Genomic DNA, 25,224 nt, shown 5'->3' with positions numbered 1-25,224 from the left:
AAATCATATTAATAAAATGCTTTTTTCTTACTGATAAAGTAATTTTATAGGGATAATCTGACGTAAATCACCTACTAATAATAGAAATAAAATGACGTTTCAATTAGTTATAATTTGACGTTTAACATTGTCACAAAAGCATTATTAAGTTGGGCATAAAATTTAAATGGATATAAATTAATTGCTTTTAATCCTATGATTAGAATTATAAAATTAGTAAAGTGAATAATTATGTATTCTTTAGGATTTAGGATTATTGGAATTGAAAAACAAAACATGGCGACAATATATCCCGTAATTTCTCCTTGATATAATTGAGCATTTATAGAAGTAATAGTACCTAGTATTATATTTAAAAAAACAAATATAACAAGTATGCTCCGAGAAAACTTTATACTTTTATCATTGAAATAATTAGTATAAAGTCTAAGCAAATATAGGGCGCTAAATAGTATAGTTAATAAACAAATATAATTTAAATTTCTATATGCTACTATAACGCTTTGATTATTAATGGTTTTTCTAGTTTGAAATAATAACTGAATAAGGTTTACAAATATTAAAATTAGGCATACAATAGGAGTTCTGTTATTATTTTCTTGTAATATTTTCTTATCAAAGTCTTCTCTATAGATTATAGGTATATCATAAAATACACAATTTTTAATTTTATCAATAAATTTATATATGCTTATATTTCTTAATTCCATAGTGATTACCGCCTTGTTTTTATTTTTGTATATAATTCATATAGTAATTATATACAGATAATTATAAAATTTCCACATATTACGATTAAATTCATAAAATAATTTGTTAAATAGGTGTAGATTTTGTTGCGGAAATAATGAAGATATAAAGCATATCAATGAAAATCATGCAGAAAAAAATACATTCACTGTTAAAACAATGCCAAACATGTTATGGCATTGACGAATTAGTAAATATATATAGTTTAGAAAGGGGATAAGTACTTAAATGGAAAATAAAAAATACTTGGAACAAACAAAAATTGGGCTAACACCACTTTTAGCAATGGAAGAGGCAGCAAGATGTCTTTTATGCCATGATGCACCTTGCAGCAAGGCATGTCCTGCTGGTACAGAGCCAGCAAAATTTATTCGCTCACTTCGTTTTAAAAATACAAAGGGTGCTGTCGAAACCATTAGAACAAACAATATTTTAGGTGGAATATGCGCTAGAGTATGTCCTACAGCTCAATATTGTGAAGGGGCTTGTAGTAGATGCGGTATAGACAAGCCAATAAGAATAGGTGATTTGCAGAGATATGTAACTGATTATGAAAAAAGTATAAATATGAAAGTTTTAGATAAAGTAGAAGCTATAAATGAAAAAATAGCAGTTATAGGTTCAGGTCCAAGTGGAATTGCAGCAGCCACAGCACTTGCATTAAAAGGATATAAAGTAACGGTATTCGAAGAAAAAAGTATATTAGGCGGATGGTTAAATTATGGAATACCACCTCAAAGATTACCAAAAGAAGTTGTACAAACAGAAATCAATTATGTAAAAGATTTAGGTGTGGAGTTTAAGACAAATTGTAAAATAGGAAAAGATATTAAGCTAGAAGACCTTAGAGCAAAGGGTTATGAAGCATTCCTAGTTTCATGTGGAATGCAAAAGGGAAAAGATATAGACGTTAAAGGGGCGGAACTTAAAGGCGTTTTAAATGGAGTGGATTTCCTTTCAAAGGCAAAAATTAATGAAGGTAACGTTAAGGTAGGTAATCATGTGATTATTATAGGTGGTGGAGATGTTGCTTTAGATTGTGCTTCAACGGCTAAATTGCTTGGATGTGAAGATGTGAAGATAGTATATAGAAGAACTATAGAAAAAATGCCAGCAGATGTAGCTGAAAGAGAATATATACAATCATTAAATATTCCAATATTTACAGGGTTCAAACCATTAGAGATTAAAGGAGAGAATGGATTGGTTTCTGTTTTTAAGGCAGAAGGAATGTTTGATTCATCCCTATTAGAACTTACAGCAGATATGGTGATATTTGCAGTAGGACAAGAATCAGAAGATATAAAAATCATTGCAGATATAGAAGTCGATGGAAAAGGAATAGTTGTTACAAAAAACTGTAGAACAAATATTGAAGATATATTTGCAGCAGGAGATATAGTTTGTGGTGATAAGACAGTTGTGCAAGCTGTTGCATCCGGTAAATTAGCTGCAGAAGAAATTGAAGGATATTTGACTGCAAAAAGAGAGTCTAGGCAAGTAAATAGACAGGTAGCATCACCTAAGGAGGTTTAAGTTATGAAAAAGAAAGATCTTTCAATAGAATTTTGTGGAGTAAAGTGTGAAAATCCGTTTTTTCTGGCATCATCACCAGTTGGAAATAATTATGAAATGTGTGCAAAGGCATTAGAGGCCGGTTGGGGTGGTATAGTATTTAAAACAATCGGAGTTTTTATACCAAATGAAGTATCACCACGTTTTGATGCTCAAAGAAAAGAAGCTACGCCTTTTACAGGATTTAAGAATATGGAACAGATAGCAGAGCACCCACTTGAGTGGAACATTGAGCAGATGAAAAAGTTAAAAGAAAACTACCCAAGTAAGGTTCTTATTGCTTCAATAATGGGAAGTAATGAGCAGGAATGGACTATGCTTGCAAAACGTGTTACAGAAATAGGAGCGGATATTATTGAATGTAACTTCTCCTGTCCACAGATGACATCTCATGCTATGGGTTCAGACGTTGGACAAAACCCTGAGCTTGTTAAGTCATATTCAGCAGCAGTAAGAAGAGGAACGCATCTTCCCATAATTGCAAAAATGACTCCTAATATAGGTAATATGGAAGTGCCTGCAATAGCAGCTATTGAAGGTGGAGCAACAGCAATTTCAGCTATAAATACAATAAAGTGTATAACTGGAATAGACTTTGACAAGCAAGTAGCATTGCCAATAGTAAATGGAAAATCATCAATATCCGGATATTCAGGAAAAGCTGTAAAACCTATAGCACTAAGATTTATAGCTCAGCTTTCAAAAGAACCAAAACTTAAAAATGTTCCTATAAGCGGTATTGGTGGTATAGAAACTTGGGAGGATGCATTAGAATTTATAATGCTTGGGTCTTCTAATCTTCAAGTGACTACAGCAATTATGCAATATGGTTATAGAATAGTTGAAGATTTAATAAGTGGAATTTCATATTATATGGAAGAAAAAGGAATTGAAAAACTAGAAGATTTAGTAGGAGTAGCTCTTGGAAATACAATCCCAGCAGAGGAATTAGATCGTGGATACATAGTATATCCTAATTTTAAACATGAAAATTGTGTAGGCTGTGGAAGATGTTACGTATCTTGCTTTGATGGAGGTCATCAAGCAATTATATGGGATGAAGAAAATAGAAGACCTTCACTAGACAGGGAAAAATGTGTAGGATGCCACTTATGTTCTTTAGTATGTCCAGTAGATAACTGTATAACTAAAGGTGATATAAAATTTAAAGATGGAGAAAAAGAAAGAAAAATAGATTTATAAAAATTTAAATAAATCTATGAAAATGTAGTAAAAATTTATCTATATAATGCTAAAGATATGGTTTAGTAGTTTCTACTTGAATACCTTAAATATTCTAGCTATAGATAAATTTATGCTACATTAAAAATTTAAAGATATTGATTTTTGATAATTGATTTAATCTTCTATATATAATTCTTCTGAATCGCCGTCATAACTAAATAATTCTGCATATCTTCCCCAATCAATAATGGAATCCATGATAACATCGATTTGCTCCTCAGGGAAATGACCTATAAATATTTCTTTGAAAAATTCTTCTTTCATTGTATGATTCTTTTTATTGCCCAAAACATTCATAATCAAACGAAAGGTTGAAATTTCCTCTAATTGTTCTTTGAAGATAGTTTTACTTTCGTCAATGTCTGCTTCTACAAATTTAAGACCTACATCCGTAATGAAAATATCTCCTTCCTTTATTTTAATAAAGTCGAGCAATCCCAGTCCTTCAATATTAGGAAGTAAATCATTTATTTCCATCATTAAATCTCTGCCTAGCTGGTAAATGTCCATTTCTCCGTTGTTATCATCTATCATCTCTAAGAGACCCGACAATACGCCTATAGGGGCTTTAGGTATTAGCACAGGCTTATCTATATTTTTAGTACCATCATTAAGTGGTATTTCTGTTTTGTCTTTTTCTAATTCATTAAACTGACCTTTAGTAATAACTCCATAAATATTATCTACTATGTTTTCAAACTCAGGAGATTTACGATTTCTCGGATGAGGCAGTTCAACTTTTATCTCTGTAACTATTCCTGCAGGCTGCTTACTTAAAATTACAATTCTATCTGCCATAAGCACTGCGTCTTCAATAGCGTGAGTAATCATAATAATACTCTTTATAGGCATTCTTTTGTCTGTCCATAAATCTATTAACTCTGTTCTTAGATTTTCTGCTGTAAGAAAGTCTAAGGCTGAAAAAGGTTCATCCATACAAAGTAGTTTTGGTTCTACAGCTAGTGCTCTTGCAAATCCTACTCTTTGCCTCATACCTCCTGAAAGTTCTTTAGGGTAGGCTTCTTCGAAACCATCAAGGCCTATCAGGTCTATTAGTTCTTCTGCTTTTCTTCTTGTATACTCTTTGGGAAAGCCCTTGGCTTTAAGTCCAAGTTCTACATTTTCTAATACAGTTAGCCATGGATAAAGAGCAAAAGTCTGAAAAACAATAGAAACATATGGATTCACTCCGCTTACCTTTTTCCCATCAAAAATAATTTCGCCTTCAGAAGGTTCGATTAATCCAGTAATTGCCCTAAGTATTGTAGACTTGCCGGATCCAGATGGACCCAGTATGGCAATAAATTCTCCTTGATTAATGGTTAAGTTTATATTCTCAATAGTTGGAACTTTATTTTCTCCAAAATACTTTGTAAGTCCTGTTACTTTAATAAATTCTTTTTTCATATATAGCACCTCACTTATGTTTAACCTTGTGGTTATATTTATAGTTCAATCTTAAACCTTTCTTCTGATAAACTGTAAAGTTTCTTCCAGAGGATTTTATTAACGCCTACAACTACAATACACATTACAAGTGTACTTACTATAAGTAGTGGGAAATTTCCAGTCTCTGTTGCTTCTGAAATCAATGCCCCAAGGCCGATGGTACTTACTGTGTGCCCTCCGAAACTTACATATTCTGAAACAATACTTGCATTCCAACAGCCACCAGTAGCTGTTACCATTCCTGTTAAAAGGTAAGGAAAAATTGAAGGTAAAATAAGTATCTTCCACTTTTTCCATCCTTTTAAACCATAAACTTTAGCAGCTTCTTTTAAATCTTCTGGTATTGACATTGCCCCCGCGATTACATTGAACAAAATGTACCACTGGGTGCCAAGTAGCATGAGGAGAATAGATGCAAAACTTAATCCTCCAAATATATTTATAAAAAATGCCAGTACAACTGGGAATAGTGCAGTGGCAGGGATAGATGCTATTACTTGTATAATAGGCTGAAGTATACTTGCGATTTTTTTATTCATTCCAACTGCCACGCCTAAAGGAACGGTCCATGCTAGTGCAATAATTTGTGCCACAGCAACCCTTAAAAAGGAATAGGTAACAGCTGGGGGTATTTTAGCAAGATCCCTTATCGAAATATCAGAAACTATTTTTATAGCTCCATAAGTTGAGTATATAAAAAATCCTATAAAAAGCATCCGAATTGACCATTTTATAATTTGACCTACTGTATTTTTTCTGTTGTTTTTGTTACGTTTATTTTTCTCTATTTTATTTACAAAGCCATCTATTTTTTGATTTACCTTTTCGAATAAGGGAGTTAATGCCTTTTCGGTTACTGTCTCTATAATTACAGAACGTCTAATCATTGTTAATATAAAAGAATGTGGTGCATCTTGTGAGCCTGTAAGTTCCACTTTGAATTTATCTGACCATGCAATGACAGGTCTCCATATGAGCTGATCTAACAGTACAATTACTAAAACCAAAGTAAGAATCCCCCAAAACAAAGCTTTTTTGTCTCCTGCATTGGAAGCAGTTTGCAAATAAGAACCAAGTCCAGGTAATCTGAAATCTTTCCCTTTTAGTCTAAACATCTCGCAAGCCATTAGAAAAAACCAGCCTCCTGACCAAGACATCATGCTATTCCAAACTAAACCAATGGCTGAAAAAGGAAGTTCAAGTTTTTTAAACTGTGACCATTTATTTAATTGGAAAATTTCTGCAGCTTCTCTTAAATCTTTCGGAATAATTTTAGTGGAATTATAAAAACTAAAGGTCATATTCCACACCTGACCAGTAAAAATTAAAATAATGCAAGAAATTTCAATACCTAAATTGCCATTTGGAAAAATTGCCATTAAGCCCAATACAACCGCTGGCAAAAAAGATAAAACAGGTATGGATTGCAAAATATCTAATATAGGTATCATAAATTTCTCTGCTTTTTTATTATTTGCAGCTATATATCCATATACAAAAGTAAAAATTAGTGAAAGAATATATGCAATCATCATCCTTCTTACAGATAGAAATGCATACATAGGAAGGTTTGCTATGTTTGTAGAAATTTCTATTCCACTTGGGGTCACTTGTTTTCCTATACTAGGAGAAATAATCAGGAACAGTAACGCACCCAAACTTATAAAAATTACTATATCCATCATTCCAAATTTCCGTCTTATATCTATTTTTTTTAATTTCATTGTATAATCCCCCTTATTTTAGGGAATGAGATTTCAATCTTTTAAAATCACACTCCCTTGTGTTTTTTTTATTCTATATATATTATGCCAACTGGCATACTCATCCATACCATCATCACCTTTCATAAAAAATAAAAGAGCCCTAAAAGGACTCTCCAAATTCAACACAACATACAATGTAAGTGTCACTTACATTGTATGTCTATACTGCTTGATTTGCAAGGTATTAAAGGTTAGCATGAGCATATCAGTTTATTTTTGTACAAAATTTCATTAAATATATTAAAGAGGAAGAAAATATATGAAATTTAATAAGTACGTGGATTCATTTATATACAATATTGTCTAAATATAAAAAAGAAAAAATTTATACCTAAACAATTCGCAAAAATAGTCGATAAGGTAATATAATATTGTATTTTATTTAAATATATTGAAAGAATACTGCGAATATTTATAATAATTTACAATTATGCTAAGGAGGAGATTTTTTTGAAAAATAAGATCAGTAGTAAAATAATTATTGCCATAGTGAGCTGCTCAATTTTGGTATCGGCAATTGTGGGAATTACAAGTATTGTTAAATCTACAAGTATAATTAAGCAGGAAGCCACAGAGAAACTATTAAATATAGCTTCTAGTAGAGGAAATGAATACACAATACAAACTACGGTGGTGGAAAACACTGTAAAGGAGTTAGCTGGACTAGTTTTAGGTACAATACAAGGTTCTAAGGTTAAAGACCTTGGCTATATGAATACATATGAAAAAGAGTTAAGTTCACTAATGAAGAGTATAGGGGATAGCAATAAAGGTCTTGTAGGACTATACATAAATTTCGATCCTAAATTTACAAAGGTCAGTAAGGCTTACGATGTAGCTTATGAGTATGATGAGCAAAAAAAAGATAGCAATGTTAATGCCAATTCATATTCACTAGAAGATTATAAAGAAAACAATGAAAAATTAGCATGGTATTATAATGCTATAAAAGCAAAGCAAGGAGTGTGGTCAAAACCTTATATAGACTCAGAAAGTAAAATAAATATGATATCTTATACTATGCCTGTATATGCAAATAACCAATTAGTTGGAGTTGCAGGTATTGATATTTCATTTGAAAGTCTAAAAAAGATGATTTTAAGCACAAAGGTATATGACACTGGTTCTGCATTTTTGATAGATAAGGATTATAGTTTTGTAGTGGATGTAAGCAAAAAAGCTACTGATAAATTAGATACCTTAGAAAATGGAAAATATAAATTTATAACTGAAGAATTGAAAAACAAAAAATCTATAGCGCTAGAAATAAACTTTGAAGGACATAAGCAGATGATGAGTTATTATACTTTGAATAATGGTCAAATTATGGGGGTGAAAGTGCCTAGCTCAGAAGTATTCAAGAATTTAAACAATTCAATATATGTTATTATTTTAATTATAGGCCTAGGAATTATAGGTTCAATAATTATTGCATTAGTTATTGGTAGAAGAATATCTAGACCCATAGAAGTTGCAACAAAATTTATAGGGAAATTAGCTAAGCTAGACTTAACTTATAATGATAAGAATATTAATCAGATGCTCTTAAGCAAAGATGAAATAGGTGTTATGGGAAATAGTTTAATAGAACTAAGGGAAGAATTAATAAAGGTTGTTGAAGAATTAAAGAAGGATTCTGCAGAGGTATTGCAATATTCGAATACTATCTCTTTAAATAGTGATGAAACATCAGCTTCTATTACTGTTGTGGCGCAGACTGTTGAAGAATTAGCTAAAGGAGCTGTTGAACAAGCAAAAGAGGCACAAGATGGCTCATGTAAATTGAGTATACTTGCAGGTGAGATAGAAGAAGTTGTGGTAAGTAGTAATAGTCTTAAGGAATATTCAATAGAAATGGAGAAAATGCAAGAGAAGGGTAGTAAAGCAATAAAGGAACTCAATGTAAAACTCGGAGTAAATCTGCAAGCTACTGAAAAAGTTGCTGGTAATATTGATGAGCTATCAAATAAATCAAGCTTAATAGGAGAAATTATAAGTACCATTCAATCTATCGCAAGTCAGACAAATTTATTAGCTTTAAATGCTGCAATTGAAGCAGCAAGAGCGGGTGAGAGTGGGAAGGGCTTTGCGGTGGTAGCAGAGGAGATTAGAAAGCTAGCAGAAAAAACAGCCACATCTACACGTGAAATAGATGATATAGTAAAGCAAATTCAAGGAGAAATAAGCTTAGGAAAAAACAATATGGATGAAGCTAAAAATACTGTTAAACAAGCAAATGTTGTAATGATAACATCCACAGAAGCCTTTGAAGCTATAGGAGAAGGAATATATAATATTAAATCTAAAATACAGTGCATTGCAGCTAGTATGAATACAGTAGATAGTGGAAAAGATGATATAGTCGACGCTATTCAAGGAATATCTGCAATAACGGAGGAATCTGCAGCGTCCACCGAGGAAGTGGCAGCAACCATGGAAGAGCAAGAAGCTGCAATTAAAAATATATCAGAAAGCGTAGAGGAATTAAAAGAATTAGCGGTTGTATTAGATAAAATAGTAGGTAAATTTACTGTATAAAACCCAAAAATATAGAGAGGTGATATTATGAATTCATATATGTTTCCTATTAAGGTAGCACTTATAACATTCCCTGTTTTGGCCTTTATTCTTACGGTACCATTTTTAGTGCACCAGTATAAAAAATACAGATATATAAACAAATTTAGGGCATTTGTTTTATATTCATTTTTATTGTTCTTAATGGTTTCCTATTACTTGGTTATACTGCCACTTCCCAATACACATGATGTGAAAAGTCTACAGGCTATAGGAACTAGGCATTATAATTTAAGGCCTTTTACATTTGTACATGATTTCTTAAAAGAAACACATGTTGTATTTAATTCCCCTTCTTCTTATATTAGAATTTTAAAAGAAAGGACATTCTTACAGGTGGCTTTTAATGCAATATTGATTGCACCACTTGGAATCTACTTAAGATACTATTTTAAAAGAAGTCTAAAGCAAACAGTAATAATATGTTTTTTATACTCTTTGTTTTTTGAACTAACTCAATTAACGGGTGTATATGGTATATATAATGCAGCCTATAGACTTTTTGATATAGATGACTTAATGCTAAATACCTTTGGAGGATTTATAGGATATATAATAGCTCCTGTATTTACTTATTTTTTACCCGAAGTTGATAAGTTAGATGAAAATATTAAGCTAGAGTCTATGCCAGTAGGATATATTAGAAGGTTTATAGCATTTCAAATAGATTGGTTTGTCATTGGGATTGCAGTTAGTATATTACCAATAAATAGAAACATCATAGTAGAGGCAGTAATTGTATTTTTATATTTTATTGTATTGGTTTATTTCACAAATGGAAAAACTTTTGGTAGTTGGCTTGTTAAAATTAAAATCCAGGGTGAAAAACGAAAAATAACTTTTTTAGAATTAGTCAAAAGGTATGGAATTTTGTATTATGGAGTATTTGGTTTTAACTATATTTTATCAGAAACTTTTAATGCAAATAGATATGATAGTACATATTATGTTCCGGTATCAATAGTATTATTGATTATGTTATTTGTTTTTAATTTAGTCGTTTTTATACATCTTTTGCTTCATGTTTTCAGTAAGGATAAGGAATTATTTTATGAAAAAATGAGTAGGACTAAAGTCGTAATAATACCTAAATAGTTATTAATGATGAAGAAACAGGATAAAGATATATTAGTTAGTAGGTGATACTCAAAGGACTATTTATGAGGTATAATAGATTAATAAAATAATTAAACTATATTTTGAAAATATTCATTATGAAGATTAATTCAGAAAAAAATACAATATTTAGAGTATTTTTTAAATTAAAATGGGGGCAAGTATACATGGAAAATAATAAAATAAAAACAAAAGTTTTAAGACCTAAATTTGATAGCGATCTAGATATTATAGAGTTATCTAAAGAAAATATAGTGGATGAGTCTATATTTTCTTATGGAATAATTAGTGATTGCAATCTAGAAAACCATGAAGCAGACAGGGTTAATTTTAAACAAGTAATATTTAAGAAAGTTATTTTTAGTAAAATAACTTTTAGACGTATAGAACTAGTGGATGTGAGATTTGAAAATTGCGATTTATCAAATGTAGATTTTAATGAGGCTTCATTACATAGAGTAGAATTTGTAAATTGCAAAATTATTGGTATTAATTTAAATGAAGCCACATTTAGAGACGTTATTTTTGAAAATTGTAACGGTGAATTTGCTTTCTTTAGTTATTCTAATTGTAAGCAAGTTGCATTTCTTCAATGTCAATTACGATCTTCTGATTTCCAAAATTCAAAATTTGTAAAAGTAGAATTTAAAGAGTCTAATCTGCTTCAGGCTCAAATGAACTTTACAAGTCTTAAAGGAATAGATTTTACAAGTTGCGATATTGAAGGTATAGGAGTAAATATTGCTGATGTTAAAGGTGTAAAAGTTACCGCTATGCAAGCAGTTTCTCTATCGAGCATACTAGGTCTCATTATTAAATAAAATGAACTTTATAAAAAAACATCATATATACTGAAAGTAGTAATGTAAAAAGGGGGTGTGAGTTTGTCAAATAATGATGAAAATTTAAAAGAGGAAATTGTTAATCTTATTAGTAAAGGGGATAATGATAGAGTAGAATTTAGGCATAATACTGGGGGACCCAGTTTATTAGGTAAGATTATTTCATCTTTTGCAAATGCATCAGGCGGCAGATTGATTTTGGGGGTAAATAATAAAGGTAGAATCTTTGGATGTAAAAAAGAAGATGTAATGGAAACCTTTAATAAATCTAAAGAAAAATTGATACCCTGTCCTATTGTTTCAATAGAATTTATTGAAATAAACAAAAAAGTATTGGCTATTATTTATATAGAAAAAACCGAAAAAATAATTTCCTCTAGTTTAGGAGTATTTAAAAGAGTTAATAATTCTGAAGAAATTATGGTAACAGAAGAGATAAAGAGTAAACAATTAAGTGCAGTTATTAATGATGAAGTTAAAGATACCGTTGGAGAAATGGCTCAGCAAATTTCACAGCTTACAATTACATTAGAAGATACTATACAAAGATACAGAAGGCAAAATAAACTAAGTAGAAAAATTTTTGAATGGATAGCTTGTGGAATAATTGGAATTATCTTATCAATGATTATTCATTTGTAGGGGTATTTGCTACAATAATATCAACTTTGAGATTTTTAGGAATTGGTCTTCCGCTTGAAATTATATCATAGGGTAGTATGCATAAGGGGTACAAATAAAGATGATGTTCTTATTATATTTATTAGAGCCAGAGGGATTGATGAAATTGAACTTAAGATAAAAAAACTACCACAGTCGCTCTAACTTGCAGCGTTAGTAAGCTGCTTACCCTAAATTTTGATGATGTGCCTTATGACTGCTAAAAGCAAGCCTAGGCAAAAGGGTATTTTAAGTTTTTATTGCTATAGGATTCCCTCAGTTCACATTTAAAGAATATTTTCAATTAACGATTTAAAGTTTTCTAATCCCAATTTTTCTAATGTCCTACCTTCTTTTCTAAAATCTCTGTTAAGTGCAGCAGAAGACATATTTATTAGGGAGGAGCATATTGGGGTGAGTATTTCTAAATGTTTACCAATAGATTCCATTAGTACTAATCCCTCAGGTACATCTTCTGTTATGTATCTAGAATTAGAAACAAATGGTCCTTTGCAGGAATGATTATTAGCGTAATCAAAAAACACTTCAGTAGCATCTAGACTAGTATCTAAGGAATTTCTGAATTTACATTCTTCGACATATGTATTTCCTTTGCATTTTAATTTGTTTAGTATTTGGATTTTTTCTCTATCTAAAGCGCATACAATATTCCATACTGATTTTGTAAATACCTCTTTATACATCCAGTATTCTCCATTAGCATATTCTATTCTTGGTATACTCATAAATGCGCCAATAGTATGAACTATTAAATTAGGATTGTTTAAAGCAGCCTCAATAACGGATTTTGATTTTACAAAATTATATTCTAAAGCTTTTAACATTTCAAAAGTTTCATGAGCTTTTGATTCTGGATATATCCCTATTGGATTTCGTACATTTTCAAATAATACTGTTACCTGACCTGCCTTAGTTATTCTACAATCCATTGGAGAACTTTCTGCTTCTACTATAGTTAAATTTTTATTCTTGCAATGTTTTAAGAAATACATTGTTGCTAAATATCCTGGTTCAATTAATATAACTTGGTTATCTAAATAGGGTGCCATTTTTTTAATAACATCTTCTTGATAATTAGTTTGTACATATAATATTATAAGTTGCGAATTTTTTAGTGCTGACTCATAGTCGGTGGTTATTAAACTTATCTTTGCTTCTTTACTTTTACCCTTTCTAATAAATTCTATTTTATAACCATTGTCAACCATAGCCTCATAATGTTCATTATGAAGTTTTTTAGAAGTCTTTAAGATTGTAACCTCATGACCTTTTAATGATAGATCCGCTGCTATTGTACTACCAGCATTTCCAGCGCCTGCTATTGTGATTTTCATTTGTATTTTCCCTCCTGTTAATTGTTATGTTTGAAACCTTACACATCTTTTGTATTCCTGTAATGTGAACTTCACATAAAGACTAGTATATTATCTATTATATACCTTATTTAGATTTAGTTCTTAGATTCCCTATATATATTTTTTTTAACAAGTCACAATTACCTTCTGTTCAATGTAATAGTTCTAACAGATGAGGATCTTAATTATATTAATTATGGTTATTTTATAGGGAGGAACAATATGATAATTAAAATGAGTTTATTTGACAAAAATAGAAATATAGTTTAAAATGCATATGTAAGAGCAACGTCAATATTGTGTAAGAATTTAGGAATAAGACTAATTTTTTTTGAAAAATAATTTAATAACTATTTAAGTTAAACCACGAAGGTTCTGCTTTTTTTTATTTTGAAAAAGCATCTGAATTTTCGTGGTTTTTATGTTTTTCATGTACCTTAAGGAAAGGATAGGATCTAGTGAATGATGTAATTTACATGGTGAAAAAAGTAATGCAGTTTATTTTTGTTATATTTCTGTTGTCTATAATTGTCTTTTATATGGCAAGATTGTCACCTGGTGATCCTCTAATATCTTATTATGGGGAAGGTGCTGAAAGGATGAATACTACAGAAAAATTGGAGGCAATGGAAAAGCTGGGGCTAAATGAACCTATATATAAACAATATATTAGCTGGTTTTCAAATGCATCCCATGGACAGTACGGTATATCTTATAAATATAAACAGGACGTTACCAAAGTAATTGGAGATGTTTATAAAAATACAATTATACTGGGTGGGCTTGGATATATATTCACATTTTTGTTTGCTCTGCTGTTAGGGATTTTTTGCACAGTACATGAAGATAAGCTCATTGATAAAATTATCTGTAAAGTAGGGGTTATAACTACTTGTATTCCAGCATTTTGGTTATCGCTAATACTAATATTGATTTTTAGTATTAATTTAAGGATATTACCTTCAAGTGGTGCCTATGCCATGGGTAAGTCAGGTAGCGTTGTAAGTAGAATAGAGCATCTTGTCTTGCCTTTAATTGTGCTTATACTTAGCCACCTGTGGTATTATACCTACATGATTCGAAATGAATTAGTAGAAGAAATCAGACAAGATTACGTGTTATTATGCAAAATTAAAGGTTTGAGTAAAAAGAAAATTGTATATAAACATTGTTTGAAAAACATTATGCCCTCCTATATTAGTGTTATGGCAATATCCGTTCCTCATATTTTAGGAGAAACTTATGTGGTAGAAAAAGTTTTTTCTTATCCTGGACTTGGCTCATTGTCTTTTGAGAGTGCGAAATATCACGATTATAATATGTTGATGTTGCTTTGCCTTATAACGGGGATACTAGTGGTTTTCGTAAATATGATATCACAAGTAATTAACGATAAAATAGATCCTAGAATGAAACATGATGAGGGGGAGCAAGATTGGAAGTAGAAGGTAGCGACTTTGAAATAGTTGGAGAAAATTATATTTCAGAGGCGATAAAAGTAGCGCAAAAAAAAAGCTTTAAAAAAACCCTGAAAGAAAAACCCTATATCTCAATAGGAGTCTTGCTCATAATAATCCTTGGATGTACCTTTTCAGGGGAAATATTAAAATTAAATCCGGGTTATATGGACTTAAGCAATATTAATGTGGCTCCCAGCAGCACCTTTTATTTCGGTACAGATTCCTTGGGAAGAGACATTTTTACTATGATTTGGTATGGTGGTAAAATCTCTTTATTTATCGGGGTATTTGCTACAATAATATCAACTACAATGGCAGTTGTATATGGAAGCATAAGTGGGGTTGCGTCAGAACTTATAGATGATATGATGATGCGATTTACTGAAATACTACTCATTATACCATCTATTTTAATCGTGATTTTCATTCAAGCAATGATAGGTAAGGCAAATCCAGTATCCATAGCAATTGTAATTGGTGTTACTAGTTGGATGAATATTTCTAAGATTGTACGAAGTGAGGTAAGGAAAACTAGAAATAGTGGATATATTTTAGCAGCAAAGTGTGCAGGTGGTAAATTTTTTTATATTTTAAAGAGGCATCTGATACCAAATTTCATTTCAGCAATAATGTTTATGGTGGTAACCAATGTTGGAAGCGCCATTGCAATAGAATTAACTTTGAGCTTTTTAGGAATCGGTCTTCCGCTTGAAATTATATCATGGGGTAGCATGCTCTCACTTTCAGAGAAAGCATTATTATCAAATTATTGGTGGATTATCTTGATTCCAGGTATATTTTTGGTGGTTACATTGGTTTGCATCACAAATATAGGGGATTATGTAAGGAAGAAAAACAATAAAGAATTTAGCAACTTATAAAGACATAAAGTGTCGATATTACTTTCAATATACAATGCAAATTTAAATAACAAACATTTAGGGGGATAATGATGAAATTAAAAAAAATGATTATTTTGGGATTTACACTGGTAATGAGTATAGTTTTATTGGTTGGCTGTGGTGGGGATAAAACAGCATCTAATGAAAAGGTTTTAGTTTATGGAAGTGGGGATTATTCAAGTATTAATCCAGCATTATATGAACATGGAGAAATTAATTCCTTGATTTTCAGTGGACTTACTGCACATGACAAAAACAATAAGGTTATTCCAGGACTTGCAAAAAGCTGGACCATTGATAAAGCTACCAATACATATACTTTTATGTTAAGAAATGATGTTAAATGGCATGATGGTAAAATTTTTACGGCGGAAGATGTGAAGTTTACCCTGGAAACCATTATGAATCCTAAAAATTCTTCGGAAATAGCATCTAACTATGAAGATATTACAAAGATTGAAGTAGTGGACAAGACTACCTTAAAAATAACTTTAAAAGCACCCAATGTAGCTATGCTGGATTATTTGACAATTGGTATTTTACCTAAGCACCTACTAGAAGGAAAAGATATTGCAACAGATAAATTCAATCAATCACCAACGGGAACTGGCCCATTTAAAATGGAGAGCTGGGATAAAGGACAAAGTATTACACTTGTAAAAAATAAAGATTTCTACAAAAAAGAACCACAAATTGATAAAGTGATTTTTAAAATTGTGCAGGATACCAAAGCAAGAGCACTGCAATTAAAATCCGGAGAATTGGATTTAGCACAGATTACACCCCAGGATGCAGCGCAATTTGAAAATAATAAGGGCATTACTATCTATGATATGAAAACATCTGATTATAGAGGAATTTTGTATAATTTTAATAGTCCTCTATTTAAAGAAAATAGAGAATTACCTAATGCTTTAAGTTATGCTATTGATCGAAAAGCTGTTTTGGACAGCGTTTTATTAGGTCATGGAAAAGTAGCCTACTCACCAATTCAGGTTGGAGAATATAATGATCTTAACATGGAGAAATTTGACTATAACCCGGAAAAAGCAAAAAAAGAGTTGGAAAAAGCGGGTTGGAAGCTTGGCCCGGACGGTATATATATAAAAAAGGATAAAAAATTGTCATTTACTATCAACTGCCAAGAAGGAGATCAGGTCAGAGTAGATATGGCGAATATCTGTTCTCAACAGTTTAAGGCGATTGGTGTAAATATGAAGGTGGCGGTACTGTCAAAAATCGATTGGGAAAATCAAGACGCGCATCTTATTGGATGGGGGAGTCCTTTTGACCCGGATGATCACACTTATAAAGTGTTTGTAACGGGTAAAGGTAATAACTACAGTAGCTATTCAAATACTAAAGTTGATGAGTTATTACGCAAAGCAAGAGAAACTGATGTGAAGGCTGAAAGATTAAAATATTATAAGGAATTCCAAATTGAATTAACCAAGGATATGCCATATACATTTATAGCTTATATAGATGCATTATATGGTGCAAAGCCTAATATAAAAGGAATCACCACAGAAACAGTTTTGGGACATCATGGTGTGGGTATATTTTGGAATATTTCAGATTGGACAATTGAGTAGAAAATTTAGAAAACAGAGTGAAACCACAATGGTGCCTATGGCTCCTTTGTGGTTTCTAAAGAATAGGAGCGAATATGAAGGATTTGTTAGAAGTAAATAATTTAGTTGTAAGCTTTTTAACTAAAGCAGGTGAGGTGCAAGCGGTTAGAGATGTTTCTTTTTCTCTTAAAAAAGGAGAAGTTTTAGCCATACTTGGAGAATCAGGCTGCGGAAAATCAGTATTATGTAAAAGCATTTTACGGGTACTTCCAGAGAATGCCTGTATAAAAAGTGGAGAAGTTATTCTTAATGGAGAGAACTTAATAAATTTAGAAGGCAAATCTATGGATAAGGTTAGAGGCAGTGAGATATCTATGATCCTTCAAGATCCTATGACTTCTTTAAATCCTACTATGTCTATTGGCAAACAGATTATGGAAGCGGTCTTGATTCATCAAAAGATTAGCAAAAGTGAGGCAAAAAAGAAAAGTATAGAGCTTATGGAGCTTGCTAAGATTGACCATGCAGAAAAAAGATTCCATCAGTATCCCTATCAGCTCTCTGGAGGAATGATACAGAGAAGTGTTATTGCAATTGCACTGGCCTGCAAACCAAAAGTATTAATTGCTGATGAACCAACCACTGCTTTAGACGTAACTACTCAAGCACAAATAATAGAACTTATTCAAGAATTACAAATAAAAACTGGGATATCAATCATATTTATCACACATGATTTAGGAGTTGTTGCCAAATTAGCCCAAAGGATTGCAATTATGTATGCTGGGAAAATCGTTGAAATAGGTACTAGCAAAGATATTTTTTATGATCCACGGCATCCTTATACCTTAGGATTAATCTGTTCTTTACCTAATATGGATTCTGACGCAGAAAATTTAAATTGTATACCAGGAATGCCACCGAGTTTATTGAATCCTCCCAAAGGTGATGCCTTTGCACAGAGAAATAAATATGCATTGAAGATAGATTACCTAGCTGAGCCACCTATGTTTAAAATCAGCGATACCCATAGTGCTGCAACTTGGCTGCTGCATAAAGATGCTCCAAAAATAAAGCCACCCATTAGATTTAAAGAATTTAGGGTGATGCAAAATGAAGACTGAAAAAATATTAGAAGTGAAAAATCTAAAACAATATTTTAAATTAGATAGAAATACTGTAAGTAAGGCAGTTGATGATATATCTTTCGATATTTACAAAGGAGAAATATTGGGACTAGTGGGTGAATCAGGTTCAGGTAAGTCAACAACGGGTAGAAGCATTATTAATATCTATAAGCCAACAGGGGGAGAAATTTATTATGGGGGAAAGCTTATATCAGATCGTAAAATTTATAGAGCTGAAAAAAAATTTATAAATAGAAATATGCAAATCATATTTCAAGACTCAACTTCGGCTCTAAATTCAAGAATGACAATAAAAGAAATTATTGAGGAGCCTCTTATAATTCAAAAATTGTATAAGAATAAAGAAGAGCGCAGGGAGAAAGTTTATAAGCTTATGAATTTAGTGGGACTAGATAAAATTTATCAGGATTACTATCCCTTTGAATGTTCAGGTGGACAGAGGCAACGTGTAGGAATTGCACGGGCGCTTAGCGTAGATCCCGAATTCATAATTGCGGATGAGCCCATTGCATCTTTAGATGTTTCGATTCAAGCGCAGATTATCAATTTATTCAAAAAACTTCAAAGAGAAAACGGCCTGACATGTTTATTTATTTCACATGACCTAGCAATGGTGAAATATGTATGCAACCGAGTAGGTGTTATGTATCATGGGAAAATTGTTGAACTGGCTGAAACTAAGGAATTATATCGAAATCCCATTCATCCTTATACCAAAGCATTGTTTTCAGCAATACTTGTTCCAGGCCTAGAGTGCGCGCAAAAGAGAACTCGTATCAAGTATAATCCAATTAATGATGATCTTTTGGAAAAAGCAAGTCAGTTGGTAGAAGTATCAGAAGGGCATTTTGTGCTGCAATAATTATAATTTTAATTTTTTAACAAGTCACAGTTACCTTAGTACTATTTATTAGCTATAAATGGGTATTAGTTTGCTTGTGGCTTGTGTTTGTTATATGCATGTATTGAAAAAAACTATAAGATACATAAATTGTATTGAAAAACAAAATGCGGAAAAACTTTACAATATATTACCAAGGCTATATAATAAAACGCGGAATGGGCCAAAATAATTCCAAAAATTACATTAAATTCGAGGGGGATTTTCCATGAGAAGAAAACTATGTAAGATTTTAGCTGCTGTAACGGTAATTTCTCTAGTATTTACTGGTTGCGGTAACAAAAATCAAGCAAATGTAAAAAAAAGTGAAAAACAGGAGATTAAAAAAGGAGGGGTTGTTAAGGAAGCTATTACATCAGCTCCAGAAGGTATATTTATGCCAGCCTTTTTTACTTTTAATGATGATGCAAAGGTCAATTTGATGATTTATGAAGGGTTGCTAGGTTTAGATGAGAAAATGGAATTAAAACCAAGACTTGCTGAATCCTATAAGGTTTCAGATGATAAAAAAACTGTAACTTTTAAAATAAGAAAAGGGGTAAAATGGCATGACGGTAAACCTTTTACTGCTGATGATGTAAAGTTTACTTTTGATTTCGTTTCTAATCCTAAATATAATGGACCTTATACAATGTTTGCTAATAACATAAAAGGTTATGATGAGTTTAAGGCAGGTAAATCTAAGGACCTTGAAGGGGTTAAGAAGATAGATGGTAATACTGTATCAATAACTACTAAAAATGTATACGGCTCATCTTTAATGAACTTTGGTTATATGATGACAATAATTCCAAAACATGTTTGGGATAAAAGTAATGTAGAAACTGTACAAAAGGATACTAATTTAATAAGAAATCCAATAGGAACAGGTTCATTTAAATTAGGAAAATTCACTCCAGACCAAGGGGTTGAACTTGTTGCTAATAATGATTATTGGGGTGGAAAGCCTAATATAGATAAATATATACTAAAATTAGTTAGTTCAGATACGGCTGATGCACAGCTTGCTAATAAAGAAGTTGATATAATGGGCGTAGGAGACATCACAAAAGAAGAACAAGAAGCTTATAAGAACCAAGGCTTTAAAGTAGAAGAAATAGTAAATAATGCATATCAATATATGGGATTAAATTTAAGAAAACCTCAATTTAGTAATAAAAAAGTAAGACAAGCATTTTCTTATGCTATGAACCGTGAGTCAATTGTAAAAGATGTTTTAAATGGTCATGGAGAAATTGCAAATAATCCATTCCCATCAAACTTCTGGGCTCATCCAGAGGGATTAAATGAATATAAATATAATCCTAAAAAAGCTATGGAGCTTTTAAAAGAAAGTGGATGGCAATACAAGGAAGCAGAAAAGAAAATGTATTATAACGGAAAACCGTTTAAGTTTACTTTAAGATATAAATCAGGTGATGACGCAAAAACTAAGTATGCATTAATAGTGCAACAAAATTTCAAGGATATTGGTATAGAAATAGAGCTTAAACCTATGGAATTTGCAGCTATGACTACTGATGTTAAAAGTGCAAACTTTGATGCGTTTTTAATGGGAAACGGTAATTTCTATGATGGAGATTTATCACCAAGTTATCTTTCGACTTTAACTCCTCCAAATGGATATAATTATACAGGATTTAATAATAAAAAAGTTGATGAGCTTTTATTAAAAGCTTCTAAACTTATGACAAAGGATGAGAGAAAACCTATACTTAATCAGGTAGCTTTAGAATTAAACAATGAATTACCAGTTATATATGTTTATCATTGGAGCAGCTTAATGGTTGTAGATACTAAGATTAAGAACTTTAAGAACGCTCAACCGGCATATTATATATATGCTAAAGATTGGTATGTAGATAATAAAAAAATAAAATAATATTTGTTAAAAAAAATAGATTATGTTGCCTTATAAGAGAAGTTTTTCTGTTAAAAAGGCAACTATTTTATGCAACAGTCTAAATTAAGAATTCAGAGGTTATAGAATATGAGTAGATATTTTTTGAGAAGGATTTTAACAATGATTCCAGTGTTTATTGGGTTATCTATAATTATATTTACCCTTATAAATATTGCTCCAGGAGATCCTTATACTAATATAGTTGAAGGACAAATTAGTATTTCAGCTTCAGATAAGGAAGCAGCACTAAAGGCTATGGGTCAATATGACCCAATATATATAAAATATACAAAGTGGATGGGTAAAGTATTAATAGGAGATATGGGCACTTCTATAAGATATAATGAACCAGTTACAGATATAATAAAAAGGAGAATAGCAAATACGTTTTTATTAGCTATTATTACTTTAATTTTGACTACATTAATAGCAGTACCTTTAGGTATAGCATCAGCAGTAAATCAAGATTCAATTAAAGACAGGATGCTTACAATATTAGCCTTTATAGGCATATCTGTACCAGGATTTTTTATAGCTCTTGTTATAATAAAAGTTTTTGCTATGGATTTAGGATGGTTACCTATATGTGGAATATCAAATATTGGTGATGATTTATCTGGTTTTGATAAATTTATTGATATAGTTAAACATATGATTTTACCAGTTGTATCAATGACTGTTATAGAGGTGGCATCTCTTATGAGATACACTAGGTCATCTATGCTAGATGTTTTAAGTCAAAGCTATATTAGAACTGCTAGAGCCAAGGGATTAAGAGAAAGGATAGTTGTTTATAAGCATGCTTTTAGGAATGCACTAATACCAATAGTTACTTTATTAAGTATATCACTTGGATATATATTCTCTGGAACTATACTAATTGAAACTATATTTGTTTGGCCTGGTATGGGAACCTTATTTTATCAGTCCATATCTAATAGGGATTATCCTTTAGTAATGGGATGTGCAATGATGCTTTCAACGTGTATATTAATAGCAAATTTATTTTCAGATGTTGTTTATTGCATTGTAGATCCAAGGATAAGACTTAAGTAGTTTACTGCTATTTATAAAAGAGGAAAGTTTTCATTCCGAAACGTTGTTAAGGAAAATGGTGAAATTTTATGAAGATAAATAATAAAAAATTTAAGTTGTTATTAAAGAATAAGAGGGTAGTATTTGCAGTAATTTTTTTAACTGTAGTTGTTTTAATTTCTGTATTTGCTCCGTTATTAATTACTGTGGATAGGGATCAGATAAATACAGCTATATCAAACACACCTCCAAGTTTAGAACACTTACTTGGAACAGATGATTTAGGTAGAGATATTTTTGTGAGATTAATTTATGGGGGAAGAATTTCACTAGCAGTTGGAATGGGGGCAACATTTATATCTGTAACAATAGGCGTTATCTTGGGGGCTACTGCTGGCTACTTTGGAGGTGCCATAGATATGGTGATAATGGTTCTTTTAGATATTTTCATGTGTCTTCCTTTTTTCATAATAGCTATAATCCTTGCATCTTTAATAGGCCCTAGTATATGGAATTCTGTTATAATAATAGGTTTCTTGGGGTGGACAACTATTGCTAGAATTGTCAGGGGTGAAGTTCTTGCATTAAAGGAGAGGCAGTTTATAGAGGCTGCAAGGTGTATTGGTATGGACTCTATAGACATAATATTTAAACATATTATTCCTAATATTATTTCGTCTATAATTGTATACGCTACTTTAGGAATTGCAGGAGCTATATTGGCAGAAGCGGGTCTTAGTTATTTAGGAATGGGTGTAAAACAACCTATTCCAAGTTGGGGAAATATGCTTTCTACCGCTAGAAACATGAGATCTCTTATGCTGTATTGGTGGGAATGGGCACCACCAGGTGTAATGGTATTTTTGACTATACTTTCTATCAATTTCATGGGCGATGTATTAAGGAATGTTATCAAGCCTAATGCAAAGGAGTAGTGAACTATATGGAGGACAATATATTAGAGGTAAGAGATTTAACTACTAGTTTTAAAGTGAGCGGAGGGAAATTTAAGGCTGTAGATGGTGTTAGCTTTAAGCTAAAAAGAGGAAAGGTATTAGGTATAGTTGGTGAGTCAGGATGCGGAAAGAGTGTAACAGCTATGTCTATAATGAGACTTATTGAAAAACAAAATGGATTAATAGAGAATGGTGAAGTTTTATTTGAAGGAATAAATTTGTTGGATTTAAAAGAGTTAGATATGAATAGGGTTAGGGGAAATGAAATTTCAATGATATTTCAAGAACCTATGATATCCTTAAATCCAGTGATTAAGATAGGAAATCAAATTGGTGAGATACTAAAAGTACATAGAAACATAACAGGTGCTCAGAATAAAAAGAGAGTTATAGAGATGTTAAAACTTGTTGGAATAAAAAGAGAAGAGGAGATTATAAATGAGTATCCTCATCAGCTTAGTGGTGGAATGTGTCAAAGAGTTATGATAGCTATGGCTTTATGCTGTACACCAAAACTTTTAATAGCAGATGAACCTACAACAGCACTGGATGTAACAGTGCAAGCTCAAGTACTTGATTTAATTAATGATATTAAAGATAAGTTAAATATGTCTGTGATTGTTATAACTCATGATTTAGGTGTTATATGTGAAGTTAGTGATGAAGTTATGGTAATGTATGCAGGAAACGTAGTTGAAAAGGCTCCTGTAGAAGAAATATTTGATAATCCTATTCACCCATATACCATGGGGTTAATGAATTCTAGGCCAGAGGATTTTAAAAAAGGGGAACCGCTTAAGTGTATTAAAGGTAAGGTACCTAAACTTTCCGAGCTATCAGAGGGATGTAAATTTGTTAATAGGTGCGATTATGCTATGGATATATGCAAGAGGTGTAAACCTCAATTAAAAACCATAAAAAGTGGGCATGATGTTAGTTGTTTTAAATATGATTTAGAAGAAGAAGGTAAACTTTGATGGAAAATATAGACTTTAGAAAAAATACATTGTTAGAAGTTAAAAACTTAAAGTGCTATTTTAATGATAGTAGAAGGGTACTCAAGAGAAATAATAGAGTGGTTAAGGCTGTGGATGGGGTCTCTTTTAACATTAATAAAGGGGAAGTATATGGACTTGTGGGAGAATCAGGTTGTGGAAAATCTACAACAGGTAGAGCTATATTAAATTTGATACCTAAAGTAGGAGGGACTTTAAGTTTCGATGGAAACCTAATTTATGATGTAGAAAATAAATATAGTATAAGTCGGAAAGAAATGCAAAAGATATTTCAAGACCCTTATTCATCATTAGATTCTTATATGAATATAGGAAGTATAATTAAACAAGGTATGCTAAAGCATGGACTTGTAGATGAAAAAGAAGCTAGGGTTGAAATTAAGAAAATATTAGAGTTATGTGGTTTAAGAGGCGAATGCATTGATAAGTATCCATATGAGTTTAGTGGAGGGGAAAGACAGAGGATTGTAATAGCAAGAGCATTAGCTCTTAAGCCTAAGTTTTTGGTATGTGATGAACCTACCTCCGCATTAGATGTATCTATACAAGCACAAATTCTTATGCTTATGGATAGCTTGAAAAAGGAGATGAATTTAACCTATCTTTTTATATCTCATAACTTAAGTTTAGTTAGGTATTTTTGTGACAGGGTGGGAGTTATGTATCTTGGTAATATTGTAGAGGAATCTTATGCAGAGGAGTTATTTTTGAATCCTAAACATCCATATACTAAGTGTTTAATTTCATCAATACCTAAAACTCATCCAAGAGAGAAAAAGTTTAGAATAATAATGAAGGATGAAATACCAAATGGAGATAACCTTATAAAAGGATGTAAATTTAACACAAGGTGTTCATATGCTAGTGAAATTTGTAAATATAAAGTACCAACATTGAAGGAAGTTACAAAAGGTCACTTTGTTGCATGTCATGAAATAGTTTAGAATTGACGGTGGGCTGAGCACCTTGAGAA

General features: G+C 31.5%; 20 protein-coding genes and 1 riboswitch. Of the genes, 16 read left to right on the top strand and 4 right to left on the bottom strand.

All coding sequences use genetic code 11. The annotated features are described in order from the left end of the window. Positions 1-107 precede the first annotated feature (107 nt). Positions 108-710: a hypothetical protein gene (locus tag Ctaglu_RS21375; RefSeq protein ID WP_125005570.1), complete on the bottom strand. Its 603-nt coding sequence runs from the start codon at positions 708-710 to the stop codon at positions 108-110. Positions 711-978: 268 nt separating this feature from the next. Between Ctaglu_RS21375 and Ctaglu_RS21370 the strand changes: the two genes are divergently transcribed. Both Ctaglu_RS21370 and preA read left to right on the top strand, forming a co-directional pair. Next, entirely contained in the window at positions 979-2,286 is a 1,308-nt protein-coding gene (locus Ctaglu_RS21370) for an FAD-dependent oxidoreductase (RefSeq protein ID WP_125005568.1), read from the top strand. 3 nt (positions 2,287-2,289) lie between these two features. Continuing rightward, positions 2,290-3,528, top strand: coding sequence for an NAD-dependent dihydropyrimidine dehydrogenase subunit PreA (gene preA / locus Ctaglu_RS21365; RefSeq protein WP_125005566.1), 1,239 nt, complete (start codon positions 2,290-2,292; stop codon positions 3,526-3,528). 19 nt (positions 3,529-3,547) lie between these two features. Continuing rightward, positions 3,548-3,649, top strand: a riboswitch (purine riboswitch). 35 nt (positions 3,650-3,684) lie between these two features. Here the strand turns inward: preA and Ctaglu_RS21360 are convergent. Next, positions 3,685-4,977, bottom strand: a complete 1,293-nt coding sequence (locus Ctaglu_RS21360; protein ID WP_125005564.1) for an ABC transporter ATP-binding protein — start codon at positions 4,975-4,977, stop codon at positions 3,685-3,687. A gap of 38 nt (positions 4,978-5,015) precedes the next feature. Further along, positions 5,016-6,743, bottom strand: coding sequence for an ABC transporter permease (locus Ctaglu_RS21355; RefSeq protein WP_125005562.1), 1,728 nt, complete (start codon positions 6,741-6,743; stop codon positions 5,016-5,018). A gap of 492 nt (positions 6,744-7,235) precedes the next feature. On the opposite strand from Ctaglu_RS21355, the gene Ctaglu_RS21350 reads away from it, so the two are divergent. From Ctaglu_RS21350 to Ctaglu_RS21335, 4 genes are all read left to right on the top strand, one after another. Further along, positions 7,236-9,323, top strand: a complete 2,088-nt coding sequence (locus Ctaglu_RS21350) for a methyl-accepting chemotaxis protein (RefSeq protein WP_125005560.1) — start codon at positions 7,236-7,238, stop codon at positions 9,321-9,323. A gap of 27 nt (positions 9,324-9,350) precedes the next feature. Continuing rightward, a complete protein-coding gene (locus Ctaglu_RS21345) occupies positions 9,351-10,457 on the top strand; it encodes a VanZ family protein (protein ID WP_125005558.1) in 1,107 nt (368 codons plus the stop codon). A gap of 188 nt (positions 10,458-10,645) precedes the next feature. Then, the gene (locus Ctaglu_RS21340) at positions 10,646-11,299 is read left to right on the top strand and encodes a pentapeptide repeat-containing protein (protein ID WP_125005556.1); all 654 of its coding nucleotides are present in this window, start codon (positions 10,646-10,648) and stop codon (positions 11,297-11,299) included. Between the two features lie 63 nt (positions 11,300-11,362). After that, a complete protein-coding gene (locus tag Ctaglu_RS21335) occupies positions 11,363-11,962 on the top strand; it encodes an AlbA family DNA-binding domain-containing protein (protein ID WP_185732901.1) in 600 nt (199 codons plus the stop codon). A 305-nt stretch (positions 11,963-12,267) separates the two neighbouring features. Here the strand turns inward: Ctaglu_RS21335 and Ctaglu_RS21330 are convergent, their stop codons facing one another. Further along, positions 12,268-13,335: an NAD/NADP octopine/nopaline dehydrogenase family protein gene (locus Ctaglu_RS21330; RefSeq protein WP_125005552.1), complete on the bottom strand. Its 1,068-nt coding sequence runs from the start codon at positions 13,333-13,335 to the stop codon at positions 12,268-12,270. A gap of 479 nt (positions 13,336-13,814) precedes the next feature. Between Ctaglu_RS21330 and Ctaglu_RS21325 the strand changes: the two genes are divergently transcribed. From Ctaglu_RS21325 to Ctaglu_RS21280, 10 genes are all read left to right on the top strand, one after another. After that, positions 13,815-14,801 (top strand): ABC transporter permease, encoded by a 987-nt coding sequence (locus tag Ctaglu_RS21325; RefSeq protein WP_373861714.1) that lies wholly within the window; start codon positions 13,815-13,817, stop codon positions 14,799-14,801. Further along, the gene (locus tag Ctaglu_RS21320) at positions 14,792-15,697 is read left to right on the top strand and encodes an ABC transporter permease (protein ID WP_125005548.1); all 906 of its coding nucleotides are present in this window, start codon (positions 14,792-14,794) and stop codon (positions 15,695-15,697) included. Before Ctaglu_RS21325 ends, Ctaglu_RS21320 begins: the two co-directional genes overlap by 10 nt. A 71-nt stretch (positions 15,698-15,768) precedes the next feature. Next, positions 15,769-17,313 (top strand): ABC transporter substrate-binding protein, encoded by a 1,545-nt coding sequence (locus tag Ctaglu_RS21315; RefSeq protein WP_125005546.1) that lies wholly within the window; start codon positions 15,769-15,771, stop codon positions 17,311-17,313. Between the two features lie 74 nt (positions 17,314-17,387). Then, positions 17,388-18,416 carry an ABC transporter ATP-binding protein gene (locus Ctaglu_RS21310; RefSeq protein ID WP_125005544.1) on the top strand — a complete coding sequence of 343 codons (1,029 nt, stop codon included), beginning with the start codon at positions 17,388-17,390 and terminating at the stop codon, positions 18,414-18,416. After that, complete coding sequence (locus Ctaglu_RS21305; protein WP_125005542.1) at positions 18,406-19,302, top strand: ATP-binding cassette domain-containing protein; 897 nt, start codon at positions 18,406-18,408, stop codon at positions 19,300-19,302. Before Ctaglu_RS21310 ends, Ctaglu_RS21305 begins: the two co-directional genes overlap by 11 nt. Before the next feature lie 247 nt (positions 19,303-19,549). Then, the gene (locus tag Ctaglu_RS21300; RefSeq protein ID WP_125005540.1) at positions 19,550-21,223 is read left to right on the top strand and encodes an ABC transporter substrate-binding protein; all 1,674 of its coding nucleotides are present in this window, start codon (positions 19,550-19,552) and stop codon (positions 21,221-21,223) included. Positions 21,224-21,331: 108 nt separating this feature from the next. Beyond that, on the top strand, positions 21,332-22,300 hold the full coding sequence (locus Ctaglu_RS21295; RefSeq protein ID WP_125005537.1) for an ABC transporter permease: 969 nt from the start codon (positions 21,332-21,334) through the stop codon (positions 22,298-22,300). 68 nt (positions 22,301-22,368) lie between these two features. Further along, positions 22,369-23,214, top strand: coding sequence for an ABC transporter permease (locus Ctaglu_RS21290; protein WP_125005535.1), 846 nt, complete (start codon positions 22,369-22,371; stop codon positions 23,212-23,214). 8 nt (positions 23,215-23,222) lie between these two features. Next, positions 23,223-24,212 carry an ABC transporter ATP-binding protein gene (locus tag Ctaglu_RS21285; protein ID WP_125005533.1) on the top strand — a complete coding sequence of 330 codons (990 nt, stop codon included), beginning with the start codon at positions 23,223-23,225 and terminating at the stop codon, positions 24,210-24,212. After that, complete coding sequence (locus Ctaglu_RS21280) at positions 24,212-25,195, top strand: ABC transporter ATP-binding protein (protein WP_125005531.1); 984 nt, start codon at positions 24,212-24,214, stop codon at positions 25,193-25,195. The genes Ctaglu_RS21285 and Ctaglu_RS21280 overlap by 1 nt, the downstream gene beginning before the upstream one ends. The last annotated feature ends 29 nt before the right edge of the window (positions 25,196-25,224 follow it).

This window comes from Clostridium tagluense, assembly GCF_003865095.1.
Lineage (GTDB): Bacteria > Bacillota > Clostridia > Clostridiales > Clostridiaceae > Clostridium_AD > Clostridium_AD tagluense.
This window is presented reverse-complemented; position numbering and strand designations above follow the sequence as displayed.